Below are 25836 nucleotides of genomic sequence, written 5' to 3' on the forward strand. Positions count from 1 at the left end.
CGGAGCTCTCATGCGCCCTCTGTTTACCCGCCACACCACTTTCTACGCGGTCATCGGCCTGACCGTCCTGTGCGCGGGCCTGGCCCTCGGCCTGAACGCCGCCTGGTGGCTGCCCTGCCTGTTGTTCCTCGCGCTGTCCGTCCTGGGGGTCTACGACCTGAACCAGACCCGGCACGCCATCCGCCGCAACTACCCGGTGATCGGCAACCTGCGCTTCCTGTTCGAGTACATCCGCCCCGAGGTGCGCCAGTACTTCTTCGAGGACGACACGCTGAAGATGCCGTTCTCCCGCGTGGACCGGTCCCTGGTCTACCAGCGGGCCAAGCGCCAGATGGACCAGCGCCCCTTCGGCACCCAGGGCGACGTCTACGACAGCCACTACGAATGGATCAACCACGCCATGGTGCCCGCCCACGTGGAAGACACCGATTTCCGCATCAAGGTGGGCGGGCCGGACTGCGCCAAGCCGGTCGACCTGTCGGTCTTCAACATTTCGGCCATGAGCTTCGGCGCCCTGTCGGCCAATGCGGTGCGCGCCCTGAACAAAGGCGCGGCGCTGGGCAATTTCGCCCACGACACCGGCGAAGGCGGGGTCAGCCGCTACCACCTGGAACACGGCGGGGGCCTGATCTGGAACATCGGCTCGGGCTACTTCGGCTGCCGCGACGCGGACGGCAGCTTCTCGGCGGAACGCTTTGCCGACATGGCCTGCCGCGACAATATCCGCATGATCGAAATCAAGCTGTCCCAGGGCGCCAAGCCCGGCCATGGCGGCGTGCTGCCCGCGCCCAAGGTCACCCCCGAAATCGCCGCCGCCCGGGGGGTGCCCGTCTGGCAGGACTGCATCTCGCCCTCCAGCCACAGCGCCTTTTCCACCCCCATCGAGCTGATGCACTTCATCGTCCGGCTGCGCGAACTGTCGGGCGGCAAGCCGGTGGGCTTCAAGCTGTGCATCGGCCACCCCTGGGAATGGTTCGCCATCGCCAAGGCCATGCTGGCCACCGGCATCACGCCGGACTTCATCGTGGTGGACGGCGCCGAAGGCGGCACCGGCGCCGCGCCCATCGAATTCGTGGACCACGTGGGCACGCCCCTGCGCGAAGGCCTGCGGCTGGTGCACAACACCCTGGTGGGCATCGGCCTGCGGGAGCAAATCCGCCTGGGGGCCTCGGGCAAGGTCATCAGCGCATTCGACATGGCCCGCATCATGGCCCTGGGGGCGGACTGGTGCAACAGCGCCCGCGCCTACATGTTCGCCATCGGCTGCATCCAGGCCCAGACATGCCACACCGGACGCTGCCCGACCGGCGTCACCACTCAGGATCCCGCGCGCCAGAAGGCCCTGGTGGTGGCCGACAAATCGGTGCGCGTCGCCAACTACCACGCCAACACCCTGAAGGCCCTGGGCGAACTGCTCGGCGCCGCCGGCCTGCAGCACCCCGGCGATCTGCGCCCCCACCACATCGCCCGGCGCATCGCCAACGGCGAAGTCCGCGTCCTGTCGGCCCTGTTCCCCGACCTGCAGAAAGGCGAGCTGCTGGAAGGCAAGTTCCGCAACACGATCTTCCGCACCGCCTGGCCCATGGCGCAAGCGGAATCGTTCGAGCCGCTGTACAGCCTGAGCGCCGCGCTGTCCGGCCACGCGGACCAGAGCATCCCGGACGCCCCCGCCTCGACCACCGCTGCCGGCTGATGAGCCCCGCACCCTGGGCCCTGGCGGCCGCCCTGCTGCTGGCCGGCTGCGCCAGCCTGCCCAAGGACGTGCAGCGGCCGGTGTCCGCCGCCCTGGACCACCCCGAGGCCACCGCCCTGGGGCAGCTGGCCGCGCGCAAGCGGCCCGACGCGATCCGCGACGACCTGTCGGGCTTCGCCCTGCTGGCCTCGCCCAACATGGCCTACGCCGGCCGGCTCGCGCTGACCGAACAGGCCGGCAAGACGCTGGACATCCAGTACTACGCCATTCACGTCGACCCCACCGTCCGCAGCCTGCTGCGCGCCGTGCGGGCGGCGGCTCGGCGCGGCGTGCGCGTCCGCATCCTGCTGGACGACTTCAACAGCGTCGGCCGCGACGCCCAGGTCATGCGCATGGCCGGCGTGCCGGGCGTGCAGATGCGCATGTTCAATCCGCTGCCCGGCAGCCGGAGCGCCGGCCTGTGGCGCGCGCTGGGATCCCTGCACGACTTCCAGCGCATCCAGCACCGCATGCACAACAAGCTGTACGTGGCCGACAACGCCTGGGGCATCATCGGCGGCCGCAATCTGGGGGATGCCTATTTCGGCACGGCCACCGGCAGCGATTTCATCGACATGGACGTGCTGGCCGCCGGCCCCGTGGTGCAACGGATCTCGGCCAGCTTCGACCGCTACTGGAACAGTCCCCTGGCCTACCCGGTCGGTTCGCTGATCACGCCCGCCGAACTCAAGCGCCTGCGCGACGCCAACCGCCCCGAACCGGCGGACGGCGAGGTCGAGGCCGCCCCGCCCGCCAAGGAAGCGCCGGCGCTGCCGCCGGCCCTGGACCTGGCGGCGCTGCCGCTGACCTGGGCCCCGGCGGGACTGCTGGTCGACAGCCCGCTCAAGCTCATGCCCGCCGAGGACGGCGCGCCCGTCGAGGGCGCCGTCATCGAGGGCCTGCTGTCCCTGTTGGGCACGGCGCGGCACGACGTGATGATCGTGTCGCCCTACTTCGTGCCCGGCCCGCAGATGATGTCGCTGTTCACCGAGCTGAAGGCGCGGGGCGTGCGGCTGCGCGTGCTGACCAATTCGCTGGCGTCCACGGACGCCCTGCTGGCGCAGATCGGCTACGCGCGCCACCGCAAGGAGCTCCTGCGCCTGGGGCTGGAACTGTATGAAACCCGGGCGCAGGCGCGCACCCGGCTGCGGGACACCGTACTGGGATCCGAAAGCAAGGCGACGCGCGCCAGCCTGCACACCAAGCTGGTCATCGTGGACGGCCGCATCCTCAGCATCGGCTCGATGAACCTGGACCTGCGGTCCAAGCTGCAGAACTCGGAAATCGCCCTGGTGATCCGCAGTCCCGCGCTCGCGCGGCAGGCCGCCGAGCAGGTGCAGGACGTGATCGACGCGGCCGCCTGGAAGGTCGAACTGACGCCGGACGACGCCCTGCGCTGGCACGCGCCGCCCGAGACGCGCCCCCTCGTGGTGGGGCACGATCCCGACACCAGCCTGTGGCTGCGATTCCTGGCGAAACTGCTGGCGCCCCTGACCCCGGACGAGATGCTGTAGCCCGCGAGGCCATCGGCGCCAGATGCAAGGCCCCGCCACGCCCGACTTACTCACATCCTCGGTGGATAAGCGCGTGGAAAACCCTATGACAGATCTGCGACAGCCAGGATTGACGCGGACCTTCAGTGGACGGATCAAGGATCGATCACAGCCTCCAAAGCGAGGAAGCTCCACCGCCCGGACGCCGGACACGACCATCGCCGCCTCGCAGGCGCGACCCGGGCGCAGGCCCGTGGCAGGATGCGCCGGCAGTTTCTACAATGAACGGCATTCCGTCCACTGTTTCAGGAGACCTCCATGAGCCTGTCCCCCTTTCACCTAGCCATCCCCGTGTACGACCTGCCCGCTGCGCGCCATTTCTACGGTGAGGTGTTCGGTCTGCCCGAGGGCCGCTCCAGCGCCCAATGGGTGGACTTCGACTTCTTCGGCCACCAGCTGGTGATCCATGAGCATCCCCGCACGGCCTCGCAGGAAGGCGCGCACACCAACGCGGTGGACGGCCATGACGTGCCGGTGCCGCATTTCGGCGTGGTGCTCGACTGGCCGCAATGGGAAGCCCTGGCCGAACGCCTGAAGGCCCGCGGCACGAAGTTCGTGATCGAGCCCTATGTGCGCTTCAAGGGACAGGTGGGCGAACAGGCCACGATGTTTCTTCTCGATCCCTGCGGCAACGCCCTGGAATTCAAGGCCTTCAAGGACATCGGCCAGCTGTTTGCGAAGTAGCCCGGCGAGCGCCGAGAGCCATTGCGCAATCGGCGCTGTCCCACCGCCCGAGGCCGTCCGGCTCATCGGCACGGCTCCGCCGGCCAAAGAAAAAGCCCCTGGAGAAATTCTCTAGGGGCTTGTTTCAATGGGTAATTCTGGTGGCGCATCAGGGACTCGAACCCCGGACCTGCGGATTATGATTGCACGTATTTGGGCTTTTATGAGATTTTATGAGATCACTTGATATTTGAAAAACACTGTTAAATCAAATAATTATTGACTTAACTGGTTTTTTGCGGTCTCATTGAAAAACACCTGATCTCAGGATTTTTCGGACACAGTTCGGACACAGAAATCCTTATAGCACGCCCATCCCCGGCGTTTTGGATTCGCAATTTCGGACACAGGGAAAGAATTATGCCTCTTCTGACCTCTCGGGGTATCGAAGCCCACAAGCCCAAGGACAAGTCTTACAGGATAACGATAGATCGTGGCATGCAATTGCGCATTGCGCCCGATGGCCTTCGCACGGTCTTAGTACGGTATACCGTGAGGGGTACTAAGGATGAGCGCCAATACACGCTCCCCCAGGAATACGGTGATGGTCCGGCTCAAATCAAACTGGCCGATGCATGTGCGGAAGGACAGCGTATCCGTACTCTGGCACGCGCCGGCATCGACTGGCCAGCCGAGGAAGCGGCCCGGTTGAGGGCGGAGGAAGAGGCTCGATTAGAAGCTGAAGAGGAAGCCTTGGCACCGGTCGCCCCGACGTTGGCTGAAGGTCTCCGCGAATACGTCGAGAAGAAGCGTCGCACCAAAGACGGTTTGCCTCTCAAGGCGAGCACCAAAGCAGATTACCTTGCTTTGATCGAGCCAGGTAAGGTCGGCAAGAACGGTCGCAAATTTGTCGATGGGGGGCTTCTCGCCTTAGCCAACACGCCCATGTCCGAGATTACAGCGACGAACATATGGGATGTCTACAACAGCTTGCTGAAGCGGTCGAAGCGTCGGGCGGACTATGCCATGCAAGTGCTACGGGCGGTCCTGCGTTGGCACGGGGTTCAGATACCCAACAGTCCCTTGAGCCAAGAGACGGCAGGTCGTGATCGCATTATGATGGCGCCGGCACGAGGCAACCCGAAGCCCATTCCGATGGAAAAATTGGGAGCCTGGTGGCTGGCCGCTTGCGCGTGTCCGCAGCGTGTAGCGGCAAGCTACTACCGCTTCCAACTGCTTACAGGGTGTCGGGGCGTCGAGATTCATGGGAACAAGAAGTACGACTATGCCCCCCTGAAAGTGGGCGATGTGAATCTCAAGTCAGGCCGGGTGCTGCTACGCGACACCAAGAATCGTACCGATCACCTCCTGCTGCTGTCGAGGGAAGCCCTGGCGATTGCCGAGGACGCCTGCAAAGGACGTAAGCCTGGCGAGCCGTTGTTTCCGATCGTCGATGCCCGCAAAACGCTGGCCTGGATCAATAGGCAAGCGGGTACGACCGTCCAAGGTCATGGCTTGCGCTCAACCTTCACCAGTATTGCCGAAGAATTGGTGTCCGGTGGCGTGCTCAAGCGCATCATTAACCATGCCGTAAACGACGACGTTACCCTGGGCCACTACGTTGGCAAGGGCGAAGCGCAACTACGGGCTGGTTGGCAAACCGTGGCAGATTTCATTGCAAAGGCGGCCAATGAGGAAATGGCTCGCCTCGCTGTTCCTGACGATGTGCTCGCTGCTGCGGCGGCACCGGCTAATGGAAGCACGGCCCAGGAACTGGCGTTGAAGGCATTGCGCGAAGCCTTCAGTCACCGCTTTGGACCGGCGCCGGACCCTGATCCTATACTCACTACGGAAGAAGCGGCTCGGTTGGTTGGCGTCAGCAGACCCTATATGGTCAAGTTGATCGACTCGGGTGCGGTGACGCTACACATGATGGCTGGCAATCGGCGACGTGTGCGGCGCAGCGCTGTAATTCAGTGGCACGAAGTTGAACGGGCACGGCAGATCAAGGCGCTAAAGCGCCTGTCCAACGATTTGGACCAAGAAACCTTATCGCCCGAACCCCAGCCTGCGTAATAGTGACGGAGTGTTTTATGACTGAAGACGGATATAAATTCACGTGCCTTGGGTACAAGCCAGCAAGCAATGGTGAGGTTTATCAGTACATTCTTGCAATTACAGGTGTCGATGAAGAAGTGGAAACTCTTGCCGTCACGCCAAGGGAAATTGCATCGCATCACTCCATGACACGAATCCTGCTGGGTAAAAACGTTATCTATATGCCAACAAAAAAAGAGCATGACCAAATGCTTGGCGAAATTTTCGCCAAGCCACCCTGCGTAATCGGCACCCTATGATTGCTGCTGGCAAGTCCTGCTTAAGCGAGGAAGTCATTGCATGAAATACGATTTTGTAGTAACGTTTTTGTATGTTGACGCGGTTTGAATGGGACGCCGCCAAAGCGGCGAGCAACCTGCGAAAACATGGTGTGAGCTTCGAGATTGCAATGCGGGTGTTTGCCGATCCCTTTGCACTGACCGGACCGGAGCGTGTGGAGCATGGCGAGCAACGTTGGCAGACGCTGGGCGTGGTTGATGGTTATCTTGTGCTCTTGGTGGCTCATACGGTGCATGAGGTGAATGAGAACGATCTGGTGGTCGAGGTCATTCGCATTATTTCGGCCAGAGCGGCCGACCGGAAAGAAAGGCGACGTTATGAGCAAGAAAACCGTTAAGCAGGAAGTGGATCTGGCCAAGCTGCCTCCCTTGAGCGACAAGCAAAAGGCCGAGCTGGCGGCATTAGCGGCGCGTGCCGATGGGGATGTTGATTACAGCGACATCCCTCCACTGACGGCAGAGTTTTGGAAGCAGGCCGAACGTGGCAAGTTCTACAAGCCGACCAAGACTTCGACTACCCTGCGCATCGACTCGGATGTCCTGGCTTGGCTGCGTTCGCAGGGTAAAGGCTATCAATCGCGCATCAATGCGATTCTGCGGCGGGAAATGCTCGAATCACTGAAATAAGCGGTACGAATGCAGGTGTTTCCTTCGCCTTCATGCACCCACTTTTGAGAGGTAGGCACCCAGAGCGGCAGCAAAGCCTACGATAAGCTCAGCCTCTTCATTCGAGCACTCTTTGCCTTCGCTCAGGTGTCTAGCGCGGTTTGAAGTGAAGCCCCACATGCCCTCAATTGCCTTATCGAGAGGCGGCCCAATCCGAGCTCTATTTGCCTTCACCCAGTCACCAAGGGTGAGTTGGTGCTGGTTCGTTATGTCGCGGGCGACACATTCAAGCGAAGCCATGGCGTGCTGCACTGCCCCAGTCGTATCGGGAGCGGGACGACGAGACAGATCCATAATTGCTTCATGGAGTTCACGGGAGGCCGTCATATGCCCTTGGGTCCGCTCCGTTGCATGAGCATCAGCTACGACCCTATCAAAGCCTTCGTCCCCCCGGTAGACTACTTGTCCTGAATTATCGAGAAGCCAGCCAATACCGTTCGTGAAAAAGTAGCGATTGATTTCTTGAATAAAGTGTTCCTGAGCGATAAAGGATATTTGGGCTAGATCCTCAATGAAGTCATAGACCCGGTACCATGGTGCCTCTTCGAATAGCATGCGAGATTCCTGCTCGACATTGCCAGCGCTCCAATTCTGAGGGTCTGGGCGCTTCTGAAGAAGCCTGCACAGCATTTCTCTAAGCCGGTCAGGCTTTACCCCGCATACCAGGGCAGTATTGATTACGACAGCACGAAGCTCTTCCGAGGCTTCGAGTCTTGCCACAATCGGGGCAGCATGAACTGCGTCAAAACCGTTTCGTTCAGAAAACCTCATGGATTCCCCAGTGCATGTGGGCAGTAGATTTCGCCTTTGAGCGAGATCGTTTTTATTGCGTGGTCTAGTAGCTGTTTGAAGGTATAGTGGCCGAAAAGCACGTTCGACAGATGAAGGCCGTCAAGGAGCATCATATTGATTTCTTTGCCATGCGGAAGTGTTCGCACCGCTCCGTCTGTGAAGCCCGACATCGATAGAAAAATTCCCCTGCCATCTGGTTTGCCAATCAACTTCACATAGAAATCCCGAAGCTGCTTGGGGTCAGTTTGGTCCGCCGTCCACTTGAGTTCAATCAGATAATATCGCCCTTCATACTTGATCGCCCCGTCGATCTGCTCGCCCAAATTGTTGAACGGCTTTTCCACGGGAATGTCAGACGCCACCATGAGGTCAGCAAAGAGTTTTTCCAGTGCATATCCCTTTTGTTGAGGATTGAGGTTATGGATATCCAAGAATCTCTCCTGCAACTTCTGGCGCTTTTCCTCATAGGTTTCTGTCCGGGGAATGACACGCGCTTGTTTGGCTTCTTGCTGCTTGGACTGCCTGTCGCGCAGTTCTCGCAACCGTAACGCTGCTAATTGCGCCCGCTGTATTTGGTGTCCTCTATCCTGAGGAACAAAGCTTTCTTGTTCGATAAGGATACGGGCGAAATTTCTGGATATTTCCAACCGCCTGTTGTAGTCCAGATTCCTGATCCGCTCATAAAGCGAATCCATTTGCTCGCGTTTGGTAAGTTGCTTGCCTTCCGCAGACCGAAGATTTTTGATTTCATTTACAAGGTGCGGCTCAACTTTGGACGTTAGCCAAGCCTTATGAAGGTCTCCTTTGAACCAATACAGGTTAGCCATTCCCTCTTTTATTAAAACCTCGATCTCGTCGGTAAAGACATCAAACATTTCCTGTGTTGCCTCAATGTTTTAAGTTGGTGCTTGCCTTTGCCGGGTCTGAAAGGCACTCGTATGGCGATACTATCAAACGTATCAAAAAACAACGATAAATATAGCGGCTTTTAACGCCCCCTGCGCAAATCACACAATGGCGTCTGCGCTTCGCGCACCGCGCTGTTCCAAGTTCGCTCCTCGCTCATCCCTGACGGGACTGGCTTTCGCCAGCCTTCCACATCCCTGACGCCTACGGCCCGGCTTCCCAGCTTCGGGCCTGCGCGCTTCGCTTGCGTGCAGTCTGCACGCCCAAGACCAGGCCGTTGCCTGCTCAACCATCTTTCCTGACTTCATCACCTTATCCGCGACTGTAGCCCGTGGCCGCGTGCCGTCAAGGCGCGCCAGGCCGTGTCCTCGGCTGCGCCTGCGGGCCGCACCAACCTGTCGCTTGTTTCCTTGACGGCACTCGTCCTCGCGCTCCTGACCGTCGCGGGCGATGAACTCAGGAAAGACGGTGGCAACGAGGCCAACCGGGTTCTTCGTGCCGACCGCACATCAACAGCTCAAAAGCGTTGGGCTCGAATCTTGGAATCCGGTGTGCGGTGAACAGCAAACCCTTTCTTTGTCAGGAGAAATCTCATGCTTGCATCCCGCTTCGGTTCCCATTCCCCGGTGCTTCGCAGCGACCGCCCGCTATCGGACGATCAGATCAGGGCCGTGGTTCCGTCTATCTATGCCGATGCCCCACACGAAAGCCGTTCAGAACGCTATCGCTACATCCCCACGGCGGCGGTGCTGACGGAGCTACGGAAAGAGGGTTTTGAACCCTTCATGGTGACGCAAACCCGCGTACGCAACCTAGACCGGCGCGAACACACCAAACACATGATTCGGCTACGCCATGCCAATCAGGTGAATGACAGCATCGCCAATGAAATCATTCTTTTGAACTCGCATGATGGCACGAGCAGTTATCAGATGCTGGCCGGGGCGTTTCGTTTCGTGTGCAGCAATGGCCTGGTATGCGGCGACACCGTGGCCGATGTTCGCATCCCCCATAAGGGCGACATTACCGGGCAGGTCATCGAAGGCGCTTATGAAGTGTTGGACGGTTTCGAGCGGGTGCAGGCATCCCGCGAAGCCATGCAGGCCATTACCTTGGACGACGGCGAAGCCGAAGTCTTCGCCCGCGCCGCGCTGGCCCTGAAATACGACGACCCGGCCAAGCCCGCGCCCATCACCGAAAGCCAGATTCTGATGCCGCGTCGCTATGACGACCGCCGCGCCGATCTGTGGATGACCTTCAACCGTTTGCAAGAAAACCTGATTAAAGGCGGTTTGCGTGGCCGCAGCGCCAACGGTCGCCGCCAAAGCACCCGGGCGGTGCAAGGCATTGATTCTGATATTCGCCTGAATCGTTCCCTGTGGCTGCTGACCGAGGGTATGCGTCAGTTGAAAGCCTGATCCCCCTTACGCGGCAGGGAACAGGCAGCCATCCTTGCCGCGCCTTTCATGGCTGCACTGCAAAACCTCAAGGAGTTTTCACCATGAACGCGATTCATCAAACCGAAACCCAAGCCATCGACACCGCTACGCAGGAAGTCGCCACCCCGGCGCAAAACCTGATTGTCGTGCCACTGTCGCAGCTTCGCGCTTCCAAGCGCAATGTACGCAAGGTCAGGCAGTCTGTTGATGCCCTGGCCGAAAGCATCGCCCGCGTGGGGCTGCTGCAAAACCTCACCGTCATTCTGGCCCGCGACGGCGAGCATTACGAAGTCGTGGCCGGTGGCCGCAGGCTCGACGCGCTCAAGCTGCTGGCCAAAAAACACCGTATCAGCAAGGATTGGGCCGTACCGTGCCTGCTGGTGGCCGACGCCAGCGCCCGCACCGTCAGCCTGACCGAAAACGTGCAGCGTGAAGCTATGCACCCGGCAGACCAGTTTGAAGCGTTCGCTGCGCTGGTGGCCGAAGGCCGACCCATCGAAGACATTGCAGCGGATTTCAGCGTGACCCCGCTGGTGGTACAGCGCCGTTTGAAGCTGGCGAATGTATCGCGGCGTCTGCTGGCCGATTATCGCGCCGATGCCGTCACCCTTGAACAGTTGATGGCGCTTGCCATCACGGATGACCACGCGACGCAGGAAGCCGCATTCTATGAAGCGCCCGAATGGCAACGCCAGCCGCATGCTTTGCGCGATCGGCTGACCGAGCGGGAGATTGACGCAGGCCATGCACTGGTGCGTTTTGTGGGGCTGGACGCCTACGAAGCCGCAGGCGGCGGCATTCGCCGTGATCTGTTCGCGCAGGATGATCGCGGGGTGTATGTCACCGATGCGGCGCTGTTGGAAACGCTGGTACGCCAAAAGCTGGACGAACACGCGGCCACGGTGAAGGCCGAGGGGTGGGTATGGGTGGATGCCACGCCCGCCGCCACCTATGCCGATCTGCAAGCCTTCCAACGCGCCCCGCGTGAGCGGCGCAATCCGACCAAGCGGGAAAGTGATCGCATGGACAAGCTGGAAACCAAGATGCAGGCCATAGGGGAAGCCATTGATGCCGCACTGGCCGAGGATGACGAGGAAAAGGCCGATGCTTTGCAAGAAGAAGGCGACAGCATGGGTGAACAATTGCAGGCGCTGGAAGATCGCTTGCTGGACTATGCCCCGAACGTCAAAGCCGCTGCCGGTGCCATTGTGACGCTGGACCGACAAGGTGAAATCGTCGTGCATCGCGGCCTGATGCGTGAAGCCGAAGCGAAGGCGTTGCGCACCTTGGAACGGCTGCGGCAGGGTTTCAGTGGCGAGGATGATGCAAACAGCGATGGCGAGGACGACGAGCAGCCCAAGGCCGCTTCCCTGTCCGACCGGCTGGTGCAGCGTTTGAGCGCCCACCGTACCGCCGCGCTGCAAATCGAGCTGGCCCGGAATCCACAAGCCGCCCTGGCCGCTGTGGTGCATGGCATGGTGCAGGCGGTCTTGCAAAAGGGGTATTACTATCGTGATGGTTTGCCGCTGGAAATACGCCTGACCGAGCAAAACCGGCTGGAAAGCCTGGCCCCGGACTGGCCCGAATCCCCCGCCGCCGTGGCGCTGGCCAAACTGCAAAAGGCGGTGGGCGAGGACTTGCCGCAGGACAGCGCCGAATTGTTCGCTGTCTTGCTGGCAACGCCACAAGATGCACTGGTGCGGCTGCTGGCGGTGTGCGCGGCGGCAAGCGTGGATGTTGTCACGCCTCGCGCTACGGCGCAGCAACCGGGTGTGGCACTGGCGCAGGCCGTGGGGCTGGACATGGCGGCATGGTGGCAGCCGACTGCCGAGCGTTATTTCAAGCATGTATCCAAGGCCGTGATTCTGGATGCTGTGGGCGAGTTCGCGCCCGATGAGGTTTCCCGGCTGGCGAAGCTGAAAAAAGCCGATATTGCCAGCGAAGCGGAACGGCTGGTGGCCGGGTCGGGATGGATGCCCGCTATTTTCCGGGTTGAAGGCCCGCAGGACATGGCGACAGACGAAGACGGCGCAACCGCCGAGGATGGCGGAACGCCCACTGCCATTGAGCCCGCTGATGTAGTCGCCGCATAACTTTGACGATAGGCCAGCGCCGCGGTTCCAGCCGGGGCGCTGGCTGTCTTCATCGGTTCAGATCCCACCGGCCCCAACTCCGTTCCGTCATTGGGGCCGGTGGTCAAAAATCCGGGCGTTGAAACAGCCGTGCGCCAACGCTGGGTTCTTGCTTAATTCGCAATTCATTATAATATAACCCCCTATACTATATTGAATGGCTGATTTTCATGTCCCATACGTCCCGCCAGAAAGACAAGCTAATCGCCCGCGTCCGTCGAATCAAAGGGCAATTGGAAGGCATTGAACGCGCCCTGGATTCGGAAGCGGCATGTGCGGAAGTGCTGCGTCAGATCGCATCGGTTCGCGGTGCCGTCAACGGGTTGACGACAGAGGTGATGGAAGATCACTTGCGCGAACATGTCCTGATGGCCGAAACCGACAAGGAACGCCACCAGGGTGGCGAGGAAATGATTGCGGTCATCCGGGCCTACATGAAATGACGCCTTGCCCGCACGCCGCTTGCGATATACAGGAATCCTGATGACGACGAATACTATACCGGCCCCGGGCCACGATCACTTTTTTCTCGGTAGCGACCACCAGCGCAATGAACGCAGGGTGTGGCTGGTCATTGCCCTCACGGCCGGCATGATGCTGGTGGAGATCATTGCCGGTACCTTATACGGCTCAATGGCGCTCGTGGCTGATGGCTGGCATATGTCCACGCATGCCGGAGCCATGTTGATTGCCGTGCTGGCTTATCGTTTCGCGCGCAGGCATGCGGGCAATCCGCGTTTCTCCTTCGGCACCGGCAAGCTGGGTGATTTGGCTGGTTTTGCCAGTGCAGTGCTGCTGGCCCTGATCGCTTTGCTGATTGGCTGGGAAAGCCTTATACGGCTCACCCAACCGATTCATATCGATTTCAATCAGGCGATTGCGGTGGCCGTCGTGGGGCTGGTTGTCAATCTGGTGTGCGCCTGGCTGCTGAAAGATGATCACGCGCATCATGGACATCAGCACCACGGCCACCATCATGGTCACAGCCATGCTCATCATCATAGTCACGATGACCATCACACGCCGGGCAAAGGCCACGACAACAACCTGCGTGCTGCCTACTTGCATGTGCTGGCCGATGCGCTGACTTCAGTGTTGGCTATTGCCGCGCTGCTCGTGGGGAGCGGCTACGGTTGGACATGGGCCGATCCGGCCATGGGAGTTGTCGGCGCGCTGGTGATCGTCCGTTGGTCATGGGGGCTGATTCGCGACTCCGGCAGTGTGTTGCTTGACGCCACAACTGAAAGTGGACAAGTGCAGCAGGAAATCCGGGAAGTGCTGGAGCCAACAGGCGACCAGATAACGGATCTGCATGTCTGGCAGGTTGGCCCCGGCCATTTTGCGGCCATCGTCTCGTTGATCGCCCGCAAACCTCAGGAATCCGAGGACTACAAGGCGCTGCTGGCACCGATCCACGAGCTGTCGCATGTCACGGTCGAAGTGCAGCGCGTAGCAAATTTTTCCACGTAACTCTTTGAGCGGTCGAGACTGGAACGTGTCGGCAAAAGCATCGCTGCGTGTTCGACCAAGTTTCAGGCGGCTTTGACCTCAATGGACAAATAGCAGCCCATCCAGGCGCAAGGCACGGAATGACAAGGGCTGTCATAAAGTCTTCATCGTTTATGCACAGGCTTGCGCACAGAATCTGTGGATAAATCCGTGCGTGTCGGCGCACGCGCCGCCGGGCTTTCGGGCTGCGCCCCGTGCCGGCCTTGCCGTCACGGCCATTCGGCGTCAATCCCTCACGCCTTCGCGCCGGTGGCGCTGCGCGCTTCGCTTGCACGTTGCGCAATCCGCAACGATTACTGTCTGGCTGCGTTTCACGCAGAGGGTGCCAACACAAAACCCAGTGACACGGTGGGGGCTGTTTTGCTTCCGGTCATTGTGTCATGGCGTTCTTATTTTCAAGGGCAGCGCGTCGCCGTGGGCGCCGCTTGCGGCCGCTGGCCGTCTTCGACCCTTGAAACCTGCGCTGCGCCATGCCTTCGGGTTCCGGGCAATCCCGCCCTGAATACCGGAGATCATCATGAACAACACCATCGCCGCACTGAGCTATGACAACATGGACGAGGCATTCACCCTGTATGTACGCAGTCCCAGTGGCCGCTACAAGCTGGCCAGCGACGAGCAGATTCTGGCGGCGGGCCGTACCGCTGCGGAAAGTCTGGTTTCCCAATCCTCGGCTGTTGATCAGCCGACCAAGGTGAAGCAGTTTTTTCAGGCCAAACTGGCTGGGCTGGGCCACGAATGCGCCGCCTTCCTGTATCTGGACTCACGTTTCAAGCCGATTCGCTATATCGAGCAGGGGCCGGGGACGTTGAGCCAGGCCAGCGTCTATCCTCGCGAGATCGTCAAGACGGCGCTACGCTTGAACGCGGCCGCGCTCATCATGGCGCATAACCATCCGTCGGGTTCAACCGAGCCAAGCATGGCTGACCTGAACCTGACCAAACATCTGAAAAACGCGCTGGCGCTGATAGATGTACGGTTGCTCGATCATGTCATCGTGACGGCGGCTAGCACGGCCTCACTGGCAGAGCTGGGGCAGATGTAAAGCACCGACAACCGCACAGGGCGTTACACCCTGTGCGGTTGTCAGATAAGCAGGGTCAAGTGTTTGCGGCTTCTTTTATATAGCGCCCCGCCAAAGGCGATGTGAGTCACGCTACGCCTGGGCTTGCTGGCGCAGGTTGTACGCAAGCGTGCTGTCCTCGATGCTGGCAGTTGTTTGTCTGGACATCACGAGGGGCGGTTCACCGACACGCCGCCCGGCCTGGTTTATGGAGCTTCCACACCGCGCTTTCAAAGACAGCGCCGCAGCGTGCGGCGGGGAGGTTTGCGCCCAACCTCGGCAGCCTGGTTCTTGCCCGCATCAGGGCGCTTGCCGGTCGAGCGTATATACGGTGAAACCGAGTTCGCCATCTCTCCTTGCAGGACGGTCGGCCTGTACGTCCTTGTCTTGTCGTGAATCCTGGCGGGGGACGGCAAGCCTTGGGCTGATGGGCCGCAACCGTCCAGCACAAACAATTTCCCCTGCGCTGCGCGCATTCCTCGCGGGACAAATTCTGTGTGCTTCCCGGCCCTTCACGTTGTTACGGCCGCTGGCGCGGTGCGGCCCGCCCACCCCCGCCGACCGGATCACAACAAGGACGCACTGGCGCGACCTTGAATTCCTGAAAGGAGTATCACCATGGCTACCATCGGCACCTTCACCGCAGATACCAACGGCTACACCGGCACCTTGCGCACCCTGACGCTTAACGTCAAGGTCAAGCTGGTCGCCAACGACAAGGGCGAAAACGGCAAAGCCCCCGACTTCCGCCTGCAGGCCGCGGGCAATGACATCGGCGCGGCGTGGAAGAAAACCAGTGAGGCCGGGCGGGAATACCTGTCGGTGACGCTGGATGACCCCTCGTTCCCGGCCACCGTCTATGCCCGTTTGATCGAAGGCGAGGACGGCACGCATGACCTGCTGTGGACGCGCAGCAAGCCGCAAGCGGCTTAAGCCATCGCGCCCCGCTTTTTGGCGGGGCGTATCCACTCAAAGGCCTATGGCGGCACAGCCCCACAGGCCTTATGGTTAGACCTTACCTTCGGTAAGCTGGGTTTCTGTCTGGGTCATGAGCACTGCCGTGCTGCATTCCAGCGCTTCGGCGATCTTGAAGATAATCGCCAGCGTGGGCATGTGCTCGCCGCGCTCGATCTTGCCCAGGTGGGAGCGTTCGATGCCCGCGAGGTTCGCCAGCATTTCCTGGGCGATGCCGCGTTCCGTGCGCAGCGCACGCACCGCAGCGCCGAAGGCCTGGGCCAGTTCGGCATCAAAGGTGGTGGCACCGGGTGGCCGGCCGCGCTGTACGGGTCGCTTCTGCATAGACAGAAGCGTCGTTTGTCGGCACAATTAAAACCACGTTATCTTTAACTCATTCATCGGGATTTCGTCTTTTCTTGTGTAATTAATGAAATCCGTAAGTGTGGATTCCCTTAAAAGCGGAGAATCACAATCGTGCTTTTCATGGCTTGCGCATAAACGGCATTACGATTGTCCGCTTTTACGAATTTGAGACCAACCGCTTTCGGGGCTTTGCACGGAAGCACAAAGACAGATCGGCGGCTTTACCCTTTGGCAGAGTAAACGTGAACCATCCACTCATCACCGACGAAGAACGCGCACAACTGCTCGCCCACGGGCAGGCCCGCGCCGCAGGTCAGAGCATCGACCCCCCGCCTGTCGTGCGGATCTTCACGCCGGACGCCCATGCGACCTGGTTACTGGCCTGCCTTGACCCACAAGACGGCGATACGGCCTATGGCCTGATTGACCTGGGGATAGGTATGCCAGAACTGGGAACGGTACGGCTTTCCGCCTTGGCGTCCATTGTCGGCCCGCGCAAGCTATCCGTGATGCGCGACCGCTATTTCCAGGCGGTGCGCCCGTTGTCGGAATATACGCGCCTGGCGAAAGAAAATGGTTCGATCACAGATTGAACGAGCGACTGTGATGAAAGCACGTAGTCCATCCAGCCCGGGTGAATTGAAACTATTTCAGTCATATTCAAGACCGGTATGGTCTAAATCAGGAGTCTTGCAGAAAAGCGCAGTGACTCAGACTTAAAGAGCCATGATCTTCTGCGCGTAATGCGGCAGGGTGATGAGTGCTGCAAGCTGATTGTTTAGCGGCGTTGGCGACGCACTCAGATCAACAGCGCAATGGTTAAGACGCAATCGGAATTGATGCTTTTAGTTTCACTTTGTGCGATTGGTCGCGAAATATTAATGCATTGCAACTGTGCTGTGTTTGTTTTTCTATGACGCCGCTCTCGCTGACCCAAAAGGGAGTTTGCGTCATGGCCAATTCGAGCACTGAGCACTGGTATCCGCCCGCCGCGTATCTCTACATCCTGCACCTAGATGGCCCAGCGCTGGCCTGGGAATATCTGCGCCGTCATCCCGATTATCGGCGGGACTGGCTACGCCGTTCCCGTCGGTCACATACCGCGCAGCACACGGCGCAGCGCTGGGGTTTACGTCTGCTGGAAGACCCCGCTCTGGATACACGAGACGCTCATCCCATCTGGCTTTCCGATCCCTATGGCGTGCAGCTGTACCCTGATGCTGACCCTATGCCAGGTGCCGCGTTGTTTACGCTCTGGCGTATCCCTGGTGAGAAGCATCTGATTCACGACGGCATGCGTTTGATGCTGCGGGTGCGCTGGCCGGGGTGCAGTCTGCGGCTTGCGGTCGCGCCCGGCCTGGCAGACGGCATGGCCTACGTCTATGCGGTGCGCGCCGGTACAGACTCCGTCGCACACGCGCAGGCGCTCGTGTTCGAATTGAACAAGCTGGCCCTGACCAACGGTGCCGCTCCCATCGCGGTGGTGCGGCCACGCCCCACCTTGTCAGCCTTACAGGAGTTGCACACCTTGCAGGCGCTCGATGCCACTCTAGCGGGGGCATCCTTGCGCGACATCGCCGAAGGGCTGTTTGGCCCGAAGGTGGTTGCCCGCGATTGGCATGCCGACGGTGCTTTGCGCGCCCGCGTGCGCCGCCTCGTTCGCCGAGGTGACACACTGATGCGCGGTGGCTATCACAGCCTAATACGGCGTTCATTGTCTGGATAGTTGAGCCGCGTGGTCAATGCCATTCATAAAGTTTTTGCGGTTCTTGTTCATATCCCCCCGGGGGGGATATAATATCCGTATGACACAGCAATACAAACATTCAACTCACCCGGATCTCGTCAGGCGGTTAAAACGCGCTGAGGGCCACCTTCGGCGCGTTATCGGCATGATTGAAGAGGAGCAACCCTGTCTCGATGTCGCCCGTCAACTTACCGCAGTGGAAAGCGCGGTAACTGCGGCGAAACGCGTCTTGATCTATGACCACATTGATCATTGCTTAGATCATGATGAGGTTTCCGTCTTAGACGAAATGAAAGCACTTACTAAGCTTCTCTGAAGGCGTTGAATGATTGCTATTCTGAAAAACCGTATTTATCGTCATTTGTTTGCCGCGCAGATAATCGCGCTGATTGGTACAGGACTAATGACGGTTGCTCTTGGCCTTCTCGCCTATGCGTTGGCGGGGGCTGATGCAGGAGCGGTTCTCGGTACCGCGCTTGCCATCAAAATGCTTGCTTATGTCGGAATCGCGCCTATTGCGCAGGCCTTTGCCGACCGGCTACCGAGGCGATCGCTACTTGTTGCACTTGACTTGGTTCGGGCGGCCGTGGCGATCAGCCTACCCTTCGTGACCGAAGTTTGGCAGATTTACTTGCTGATTTTTGTATTGCAAGCGGCTTCAGCAGGATTTACACCGACTTTTCAGGCGACCATCCCGGACATTCTGCCTGACGAAGAGGAATATACGAAAGCGCTAGCTCTATCCCGGCTGGCTTATGACCTAGAAAATCTGCTTTCTCCAATGTTGGCTGCAGCACTGTTGACTATCATCAGTTTCCATAGCCTGTTTGCCGGGACGGTGGTTGGTTTTCTTATCTCGGCCTCACTTGTGGTCAGCGTCACTCTCCCCGTGACTACGCCTGGACCGCAGAGAGGAATTTGGGATCGCACGACACGGGGCATTCGTATTTACCTCGCGACACCACGATTGAGAGGTCTGCTGGCGATCAGTCTTGCGGTTGCGGCAGCAGGAGCGATGGTAATCGTGAATACGGTGGTGATTGTGAAAGCCCGCTTTGCTCTTGGTGATACTGAAGTTGCATGGGCGTTAGCGGCGTTTGGTGCTGGATCTATGATTGCTGCATTGACTCTGCCTGGTCTGCTCAGCAAGATCCCTGACAGGCCGGTCATGGTTACTGGGGCCGCGGTTCTGGTCCTTGGCACCGCTATCGGCGCTTTGATTTCGTCCTATGAACTGCTATTGCCACTCTGGCTCGTGATAGGTTTTGGCTACAGTGTGGCGCAAACACCTTCTGGGAGGCTCTTGCGTCGTTCTGCTCATTCTGAGGATCGGCCTGCAGTTTTCGCTGCGCAGTTTGCACTCTCTCATGCTTGTTGGTTGATCTGTTACCCACTGGCGGGGCGCTTCGGCGCTGCCTTTGGGCTGCAATCAACGTTCCTTATCATGTCCCTGCTCGGTTTTCTTGGAGTGGTGTTGGCGTTACATCTGTGGCCGGCCAGTGATTCATCGAACATTGCACACGAACACCCCGATTTACCGCCGGATCACCCCCACTTGCTTGAGCATACCTCGCGGGGGGAACACCGCCATCTGCTGATCATGGATGATCTGCATCGGTCCTGGCCGCACGGATAGGCACTTCTATAAGGGCATGGTTAATCACTGCTAGATTACTCGCTCGCCCCGTATTCCAGATTTCCTACCTATGTTACGTGCTCGCAAGCACTGGTGCGCCGTGCAGCAGCGCACTAATGTGCCGAGCTCAACAAGCAGAGTCTCTACCTGATGAGAAGGGACGTTCTGCGTCCTTCTTAAAACGTCCCTGGGCACAATGCCCTTCTTTCTTGAGACTGTCTCCATCCGGCAGCGTTGATGCTGCGGACTTTACTGAACGATGGAGGTTCATCTCATGCGACCCGCTCCCTTAAGGCCTGCCACCGCACCCATGGCTGCGCCAACACAGCCGCAACGTTACCTGACCAACGACGAAGCTGCCGAGTACCTCCGCCTGTCACCGCGCACGCTGGAAAAGCAGCGCGTGATCGGCGGTGGGCCGACGTTTCGCAAGTTCGGCCGGCGCGTCATGTATGCCGTGGCAGACCTTGATGCCTGGGCTGATGCGCGCAGCTATGAGGCCACGTCCGACCCGGAATACGCCGAGCGTCACGCGGGTGACTACCGTGATGGCCGCTGACTGTCGCCTCGCCGGTGGCTATCACCATTTCCCGCCCCTCGCCGCCATTGCGGCAGCGACCACCGCAGCAGCGCGAACAACTGGAATTGTTTCGCGCACTGCCGGGCGACGACATGGCGCCGCGCGACGCCCAGGACTTGATGGCCTATCCCTTCTTTTCGCTGGCGAAGTCGCGGCGCGTTGCGCCCATCGACTTTCGCAGCGGCCACATCACCATTCGAGTGGAGGGCACAGCCGAACATGGCATTGCCACCATCTGGGATGCCGACATCCTGATCTGGGCCGCCAGCCAGATCGTGCAAGCCCGCGATGCAGGCCTTCGCAGCTCTCGGCTGATGCAGGTGCGTCCCTACGAAATCCTGCGCTTTATCGGGCGCGGCACGGGCTTGCGAGACTATCAGCGCCTGAAGGCGGCGCTGGACCGTCTGCAATCGACTACGGTGGCTACATCCATTCGGGAAACCACGGGACGGCGGCTGCACCGCTTTTCCTGGATCAACGAATGGAAGGAGTTAGCCGATGCCAGCGGCAAGCCGCTGGGCATCGAACTGATCCTGCCGGACTGGTTCTATGCCGGGGTGATGGATGCCGCCCTAGTGCTGACCATCGACCCGGCATACTTTCGGCTGACAGGTGGTATCGAACGCTGGTTATATCGTCTGGTGCGCAAGCACGGCGGCAGACAGGAATATGGCTGGCAGTTCGACTTTCGGCACCTGTACCGCAAATCGGGCAGCGTGGCGCGTTTCTACGACTTTGCCGCCGACTTGCGCGCCCTGGTGAACAAGCAATCCTTGCCAGGTTACGAACTGGGTATTGTGTGCATTCCAAAGGACAACAAGGAAGTGCTCACGTTCCGGCCCGTGCCGCCCACGACACGGGGATAAGCCTGTGGATAAGCTGTGAGTATCCTGTGGATAGTGTCGTGCTATCGGGCAACAGAACACTCGTGCTATCAGGCAACACATCCTCGTGCTATCAGGCAACAAAAACGGCCGAAAACCCGCGCCATTGCTGGGTTTGCGCGTTCCCTAACATTACTAACCTTAACACTCTAACTTATAGTAAAGAGGCATTGTTGCGGTGGATAACGGCCGAAAAGCAAAAAATACCACAACCTCGACGGCAAAATCCACCTCAAAACCAAGCCCGTTCGGCAAGGCAGAAGCAGCCCGACTTTCCAGCTGAGAGGGCCGCGCCATGATCGTTGCCTTGATTAACCAAAAAGGCGGTGTGGGCAAGACCACGCTTGCCACCCACATCGCGGGAGAACTTGCGCTGCGCGGTCAGCATGTCGTTCTGCTAGATGCCGATCCGCAGGGTTCATCATTGGACTGGACGCAGCGCCGAAGCCAACAAGGTTTGCCAAGGCTGTTCAGCGCCGTGGGCTTGGCCAGAGAAACACTGCATCAGGAAGCGCCAGAACTCGCCAGACGGGCCGATCACGTCGTAATCGACGGGCCACCCCGGATTGCTGCCTTGGCACGTTCCGCGCTGTTGGCTGCCGATTGTGTGCTGATTCCCGTGCAACCTAGCCCCTACGACCTGTGGGCCAGCGCTGAGATGGTGGCGCTGATCCGTGAGGCTCAGATATTCCGGCCGGCTTTGCAAGCCGCCTTTGTTATCAATCGACGGGTCAGCACCACCGTCATTGGACGCGAAGCGCGCCAGGCGCTGGCCGACCAACCGTTGCCGGCACTGTGCGCCGAAATTCGGCAAAGGATTGTCTTTGCCGACAGTGTGGCCGCTGGGCGGCTTGCACGCGAAGCAGCGCCTGACAGTGCGGCGGCGCGTGAAATCACTGCGCTGGTCGATGAACTGTTGCGGTGGCCAACATGAACGCGAAACTCACACGGCCCAAGCGCATCGGTATTGGTGCGCGTCCGCCCGAGAATCCGCACGCCGAGGCATGGGTTCGTCAGGGCGACGCTGATGCGCTGAACAAGGGCGAGCTCTACACCGCTCGTCTGACGCTGGACATCACACCCGCCATGCGGGCGCGCATCAAGGTGTTGGCCTTCACGCAAGGCGTGACTGTGGCCGACCTACTGCGCGGTCTGTTGGAACGAGAGTTTCCAGAACATCGCAAAGAGGACCGGCCATGAATACATCCGCTTCGCCTGCCGCTGGCGCGGCCACAGTGGCATCGCTGCCGCCATCCGCTACGCTTGCCATTCATGTCAACAGCGCACTGCTAACGCGTGTGGCGCTGGCCACGATCAAACCGCACCTCAATCTCTACCTGCGATTTGGCGAACCGGCACACACGCTGCGGCTTGACCGCTGGCGACGCTGGGCGGTGTTTCTACCGAGTGCGGTGCTCTGCCGCATCCGCTGGCAGGCCAACGATTACGGCACGGTGCGCTGGCAGCTCATGGTGATACAGGCTTGCACACCCCTGGATGCGGCGCAGCGCATCCCCGGCGTACAGCCGGGCGCACACCTGCTGCTTCACGCTGAAGGTCATCATCAAGTCCGTTCTGTGCTGGAACGCATTGATGCCATCGAGGCGCTGGGCATTGCTCCCGCTGCGGCCTCGCCCGCGTACTGGCGCACGCTCGCCAATCGGCTGGCGGCCCGTTTGCCGTTGCCCGAATACACCGCCGAGCGGCACACCGCCTGGCTGGCCGGAAGGATGCTGCCATGACCAGAGTTTTTACTGCCAGCCCGGCGCAGCAACCGTGCTCTCGCCGACGCGCTCGCATCGTGCTGGCGGGCTTCGCCACCGTCAGCGTCACGGCACTGGCCTGGGCGGCTTTCATGCAGCCGCTACCGCGCCTGATCTACAACCCATCCGACAGCGTGGCAGTCGGCTGGTATCGCGTCAAACCGTTCCAATATCAGTCCGGCTCGCTGCCCCATCGGCTGGAAGTGGGCAGCATTGTTCTGGCCCGATTGTCTGCCGACGCCGCCGCGCTGGCCGCGCAGCGCGGCTACCTGCCAGCACATATCCCGCTACTTAAACGTGTGGGCGCGGTCGCGCCACAACACGTCTGCATCATCGGCGATCAGGTGCGTATCGACGGCGTACTGGTGGCCGCCGCACTGCCTGCTGATCGGCTGGTTCGGCCGCTGCCATCCTGGCCGCATTGCCGGCCACTGATGAAGGGCGAACTGTTCTTGTTGAGCGCCACGAATCCGGCTTCGTTCGACAGCCGCTACTTTGGCCCGGTCAGCGCAACTGCCGTAGTCGGTATCGCGCACCCGATCTGGCATGAGGTACAGCCATGAGGGTCGCCGATTCGTTGCGCGTTGCCGTGCATTGCATCGTGCTATCGGGCGTGCCTTCCTTATGGCTACCGCCATGTAGCCGCATCTGCCATGTAGGTGTCAATTCTGACCATCGGGCACCACACGTCGCGCCGCATCCGACGCAGCCGTCCCACATGAAGGTGCCTTGTCTCGAACACGCCTGGCCTGTGGCCCCCAGCGCGTCCATCTGCACGTTCGCCGGTGCGCTGGCTACTAACGCAGCTGCGCCGCCGGGCTGCCGCCGCCAGGAGCGAAAGCGACAGGCAAAGGCGGAAGGCAAGACAAAAGGGTGCGGCACCCAGCCGCCCGCAAAGCCAGTCTGCACATGGGGGTGGCGCGGCACGATACGGCGTTGCCGTCGTGCCGCTGAGGGCGCGATTCCCGCGCCAAGACAGGGCTGGCCGCGTGCTTCACACGACCGGCTACGCCACAACTGCAGTCAGAACTTACAGGGAACGCAGCCATGAGCGACCGCCGCGATGATGATTTCCGGGTGCGTCCCAGTGCCCCGAAAAACTGGGGTAAGGGTCACGGCCAAGGTTTTATTTCCAAGGTACTCAAGCAGACCGGCAAGGCCAGCGGCGGCAAGTCCTCGATGCGCCCCGCAGCCGGTGGCCGTGACGCACGCGCCGGTCAGCGTCCCGGCGCACGCCTGGGGCGCGGCCATACGGCGGCGCGTTTCGCAGGGGCGAATCTCACGCCATTCTCGCGGCGGGTGACCATCAAGACGCTGCTGGTGAATCAACGTAACGCCAGCCCGCAATCGCTTGCTAAGCACCTGCGCTACATCGAGCGTGACGGCGCGGGCCGCGATGGCGAGCCAGGCCAAGCCTATGGGCCACAGACGGACGTCGCCGATCTGGATGCCTTCAAGGAACGCTGCGCCGAGGATCGGCACCATTTCCGCTTTATCGTTTCCCCAGAGGACGGCGCTGAACTGGATGACCTGCGCACCTACACCCGGCATCTGGTGAACCGCATGGAAGCCGACCTGGGCACGCGCGTGGATTGGGTGGCGGTGGATCACTGGAATACCGATAATCCGCACACTCACCTGATCGTGCGCGGGCGTGACGATACCGGCCAAGACCTCATCATCGCGGGCGACTACATCGCCCAGGGCTTGCGTCATCGCGCTTCTGAGCTGGCGACCGAATGGCTGGGGCCGCGCACCGAGCGGGAAATCCAGCAGACCATGCAGCGCGAAGTGGAACAGGAACGGTGGACGGGCCTGGACCGTACCCTGCAACGCGAGATCGGCGAGCACGGCCGGGTGCAGATCGAACGCTTCAATGAACCGAGACTGCAACGCCAGCGTCTGTTGCTGATCGGTCGCCTGCAACGCTTGCAGCGCCTAGGGCTGGCCGACGAAATACAGCCCGGCTCCTGGGCCATGCACACCGACGCCGAGAAGACCTTGCGCGCCTTGGGCGAGCGTGGCGACATTATTCGCACCATGCAACGGGCTATGAGCGGGCAGCCGCGTGAACTTGCTATATTCGAGCCGGGCCAAGATGACGATGAAGGTGGCCGCGCCATCGTCGGGCGCGTGGCGGCCAAGGGGCTGGATGATGAGCTGCGCGACCGGGGCTATCTGGTGATCGACGGCGTGGATGGCAAGGCCCATTACGTTGCGCTCAATACCCGCGACGAACCGGCCGACTATCCGACCGGCGCGGTGGTGGAGGTGAAGAGTTCTGCCGACATTCGAGCGGCTGACCGCAACATCGTGGAACTGGCCAGCGACGGCCTGTACCGCGCCGATCATCACCTAGCGATTGAGCAAGGCCGATCCAAGGCTGGCCGTGACCCACAGGAGATTGTTGCCGCTCATGTTCGCCGACTGGAAGCCCTGCGCCGCGCCGGTATTGTGGAACGGGTAGCCGAAGGACTATGGAAAGTGCCAGATGATTTGCCTGAACGTGGTCGCCAGTACGATGCCCAGCGCCTGGGCGGCGTGGCGGTGGAACTGAAATCGCATCTGCCGATTGAGCGGCAGGCCCGCGTCGTCGGGGCCACCTGGCTGGATCAACAATTGATTGGAGGTGGCAAGGGGGTGGGTGATGTGGGCTTTGGTGGCGAGGCCAAACAGGCCATGCAGAAACGCGTTGACTTCCTCGAAGAGCAGGGGCTTGCCGAGTGGCGTGGGCAGCGTATGATCCTTGCCCGTAACCTGCTGGGTACGCTGCGCAATCGGGAATTGGCGCAGGCCGCCAAAGATATTGCCGCCGAAACCTGCCTGGAGCATCGACCCGTGGCCGATGGGCAGCGCGTGGTCGGCACCTACCGGAGCTCGGTAATGCTCGCCAGCGGACGCTACGCGGTGCTCGATGACGGTAAGGGATTTAGCTTGGTGCCGTGGAGATTTGTGATCGAGAAGCGGTTGGGGCAGCATCTTGTGGCGACGATTCGCGGCAGCGTAGTGTCATGGGAGGTGGGGCGGCAGAAAGGACCAGCTATCAGCTAGTGCC

Annotated in this window: 27 protein-coding genes; 24 read left to right on the plus strand and 3 right to left on the minus strand. The window is 60.4% G+C overall.

Going from position 1 to position 25836, the window contains the following annotated elements:
- The first annotated feature begins 10 nt into the window (after window positions 1-10).
- The 7 genes from Q0263_RS15595 (at window position 11) to Q0263_RS15625 (ending at window position 6971) form a co-directional block, all read left to right on the plus strand.
- Complete coding sequence (locus Q0263_RS15595) at window positions 11-1693, plus strand: FMN-binding glutamate synthase family protein (RefSeq protein WP_298018127.1); 1683 nt, start codon at window positions 11-13, stop codon at window positions 1691-1693.
- On the plus strand, window positions 1693-3246 hold the full coding sequence (locus Q0263_RS15600) for a phospholipase D family protein (RefSeq protein ID WP_298018130.1): 1554 nt from the start codon (window positions 1693-1695) through the stop codon (window positions 3244-3246). The genes Q0263_RS15595 and Q0263_RS15600 overlap by 1 nt, the downstream gene beginning before the upstream one ends.
- Window positions 3247-3543: 297 nt before the next feature.
- Window positions 3544-3969, plus strand: coding sequence for a VOC family protein (locus Q0263_RS15605; protein ID WP_298018134.1), 426 nt, complete (start codon window positions 3544-3546; stop codon window positions 3967-3969).
- Between the two features lie 399 nt (window positions 3970-4368).
- Window positions 4369-6024 (plus strand): excisionase family DNA-binding protein, encoded by a 1656-nt coding sequence (locus Q0263_RS15610; RefSeq protein WP_298018136.1) that lies wholly within the window; start codon window positions 4369-4371, stop codon window positions 6022-6024.
- A gap of 17 nt (window positions 6025-6041) precedes the next feature.
- On the plus strand, window positions 6042-6305 hold the full coding sequence (locus tag Q0263_RS15615) for a hypothetical protein (RefSeq protein ID WP_298018139.1): 264 nt from the start codon (window positions 6042-6044) through the stop codon (window positions 6303-6305).
- Between the two features lie 71 nt (window positions 6306-6376).
- Window positions 6377-6682: a BrnT family toxin gene (locus tag Q0263_RS15620; protein ID WP_298018142.1), complete on the plus strand. Its 306-nt coding sequence runs from the start codon at window positions 6377-6379 to the stop codon at window positions 6680-6682.
- Window positions 6663-6971: a BrnA antitoxin family protein gene (locus Q0263_RS15625; RefSeq protein ID WP_298018145.1), complete on the plus strand. Its 309-nt coding sequence runs from the start codon at window positions 6663-6665 to the stop codon at window positions 6969-6971. The genes Q0263_RS15620 and Q0263_RS15625 overlap by 20 nt, the downstream gene beginning before the upstream one ends.
- 30 nt (window positions 6972-7001) lie before the next feature.
- Here the strand turns inward: Q0263_RS15625 and Q0263_RS15630 are convergent, their stop codons facing one another.
- Both Q0263_RS15630 and Q0263_RS15635 read right to left on the minus strand, forming a co-directional pair.
- A complete protein-coding gene (locus tag Q0263_RS15630; protein ID WP_298018154.1) occupies window positions 7002-7781 on the minus strand; it encodes an AbiJ-NTD4 domain-containing protein in 780 nt (259 codons plus the stop codon).
- Window positions 7778-8677, minus strand: coding sequence for a restriction endonuclease (locus Q0263_RS15635; RefSeq protein WP_298018157.1), 900 nt, complete (start codon window positions 8675-8677; stop codon window positions 7778-7780). The genes Q0263_RS15630 and Q0263_RS15635 overlap by 4 nt, the downstream gene beginning before the upstream one ends.
- Before the next feature lie 624 nt (window positions 8678-9301).
- On the opposite strand from Q0263_RS15635, the gene Q0263_RS15640 reads away from it, so the two are divergent.
- The 6 genes from Q0263_RS15640 (at window position 9302) to Q0263_RS15665 (ending at window position 15784) form a co-directional block, all read left to right on the plus strand.
- Window positions 9302-10126 (plus strand): DUF932 domain-containing protein, encoded by an 825-nt coding sequence (locus tag Q0263_RS15640; protein WP_298018160.1) that lies wholly within the window; start codon window positions 9302-9304, stop codon window positions 10124-10126.
- An 83-nt stretch (window positions 10127-10209) separates the two neighbouring features.
- Window positions 10210-12240, plus strand: coding sequence for a ParB N-terminal domain-containing protein (locus Q0263_RS15645; RefSeq protein ID WP_298018163.1), 2031 nt, complete (start codon window positions 10210-10212; stop codon window positions 12238-12240).
- Window positions 12241-12449: 209 nt separating this feature from the next.
- Window positions 12450-12722, plus strand: a complete 273-nt coding sequence (locus Q0263_RS15650) for a metal/formaldehyde-sensitive transcriptional repressor (protein ID WP_298018166.1) — start codon at window positions 12450-12452, stop codon at window positions 12720-12722.
- 40 nt (window positions 12723-12762) lie between these two features.
- The gene (gene dmeF / locus Q0263_RS15655) at window positions 12763-13749 is read left to right on the plus strand and encodes a CDF family Co(II)/Ni(II) efflux transporter DmeF (RefSeq protein WP_298018169.1); all 987 of its coding nucleotides are present in this window, start codon (window positions 12763-12765) and stop codon (window positions 13747-13749) included.
- A 568-nt stretch (window positions 13750-14317) separates the two neighbouring features.
- A complete protein-coding gene (locus Q0263_RS15660; protein WP_298019162.1) occupies window positions 14318-14833 on the plus strand; it encodes a JAB domain-containing protein in 516 nt (171 codons plus the stop codon).
- Window positions 14834-15469: 636 nt separating this feature from the next.
- A complete protein-coding gene (locus Q0263_RS15665) occupies window positions 15470-15784 on the plus strand; it encodes a DUF736 domain-containing protein (RefSeq protein ID WP_298018172.1) in 315 nt (104 codons plus the stop codon).
- 75 nt (window positions 15785-15859) lie between these two features.
- On the opposite strand, the gene Q0263_RS15670 is transcribed toward Q0263_RS15665, so the two are convergent.
- Entirely contained in the window at window positions 15860-16150 is a 291-nt protein-coding gene (locus Q0263_RS15670; RefSeq protein WP_298018176.1) for a helix-turn-helix transcriptional regulator, read from the minus strand.
- A 263-nt stretch (window positions 16151-16413) separates the two neighbouring features.
- On the opposite strand from Q0263_RS15670, the gene Q0263_RS15675 reads away from it, so the two are divergent.
- The 11 genes from Q0263_RS15675 to Q0263_RS15725 all read left to right on the plus strand — a co-directional run bounded on the left by Q0263_RS15675 (window position 16414) and on the right by Q0263_RS15725 (window position 25832).
- Window positions 16414-16764: a DUF2958 domain-containing protein gene (locus Q0263_RS15675; RefSeq protein WP_366140722.1), complete on the plus strand. Its 351-nt coding sequence runs from the start codon at window positions 16414-16416 to the stop codon at window positions 16762-16764.
- Between the two features lie 359 nt (window positions 16765-17123).
- Complete coding sequence (locus Q0263_RS15680; protein WP_298018181.1) at window positions 17124-17897, plus strand: DUF2285 domain-containing protein; 774 nt, start codon at window positions 17124-17126, stop codon at window positions 17895-17897.
- A 79-nt stretch (window positions 17898-17976) separates the two neighbouring features.
- Window positions 17977-18234, plus strand: a complete 258-nt coding sequence (locus tag Q0263_RS15685) for a metal-sensing transcriptional repressor (RefSeq protein ID WP_298018184.1) — start codon at window positions 17977-17979, stop codon at window positions 18232-18234.
- Between the two features lie 9 nt (window positions 18235-18243).
- Entirely contained in the window at window positions 18244-19554 is a 1311-nt protein-coding gene (locus Q0263_RS15690; RefSeq protein ID WP_298018187.1) for an MFS transporter, read from the plus strand.
- A 274-nt stretch (window positions 19555-19828) separates the two neighbouring features.
- Window positions 19829-20113, plus strand: coding sequence for a helix-turn-helix domain-containing protein (locus Q0263_RS15695; RefSeq protein WP_298018190.1), 285 nt, complete (start codon window positions 19829-19831; stop codon window positions 20111-20113).
- A gap of 26 nt (window positions 20114-20139) precedes the next feature.
- The gene (locus tag Q0263_RS15700; protein ID WP_298019164.1) at window positions 20140-21000 is read left to right on the plus strand and encodes a replication initiator protein A; all 861 of its coding nucleotides are present in this window, start codon (window positions 20140-20142) and stop codon (window positions 20998-21000) included.
- Window positions 21001-21313: 313 nt separating this feature from the next.
- Window positions 21314-21952 (plus strand): ParA family partition ATPase, encoded by a 639-nt coding sequence (parA, locus tag Q0263_RS15705; RefSeq protein ID WP_298018193.1) that lies wholly within the window; start codon window positions 21314-21316, stop codon window positions 21950-21952.
- Entirely contained in the window at window positions 21949-22218 is a 270-nt protein-coding gene (locus Q0263_RS15710; RefSeq protein ID WP_298018195.1) for a chromosome partitioning protein ParB, read from the plus strand. The genes parA and Q0263_RS15710 overlap by 4 nt, the downstream gene beginning before the upstream one ends.
- Window positions 22215-22760 (plus strand): DUF2840 domain-containing protein, encoded by a 546-nt coding sequence (locus Q0263_RS15715; RefSeq protein WP_298018198.1) that lies wholly within the window; start codon window positions 22215-22217, stop codon window positions 22758-22760. Before Q0263_RS15710 ends, Q0263_RS15715 begins: the two co-directional genes overlap by 4 nt.
- Window positions 22757-23344 (plus strand): S26 family signal peptidase, encoded by a 588-nt coding sequence (locus Q0263_RS15720; protein ID WP_298018201.1) that lies wholly within the window; start codon window positions 22757-22759, stop codon window positions 23342-23344. Before Q0263_RS15715 ends, Q0263_RS15720 begins: the two co-directional genes overlap by 4 nt.
- Before the next feature lie 484 nt (window positions 23345-23828).
- Window positions 23829-25832, plus strand: coding sequence for a relaxase/mobilization nuclease and DUF3363 domain-containing protein (locus tag Q0263_RS15725; protein WP_298018204.1), 2004 nt, complete (start codon window positions 23829-23831; stop codon window positions 25830-25832).
- Window positions 25833-25836 lie beyond the last annotated feature (4 nt).

Origin of the sequence: uncultured Castellaniella sp., from assembly GCF_937988725.1 — a bacterium.
In the GTDB taxonomy this organism is placed as follows: domain Bacteria; phylum Pseudomonadota; class Gammaproteobacteria; order Burkholderiales; family Burkholderiaceae_B; genus Castellaniella.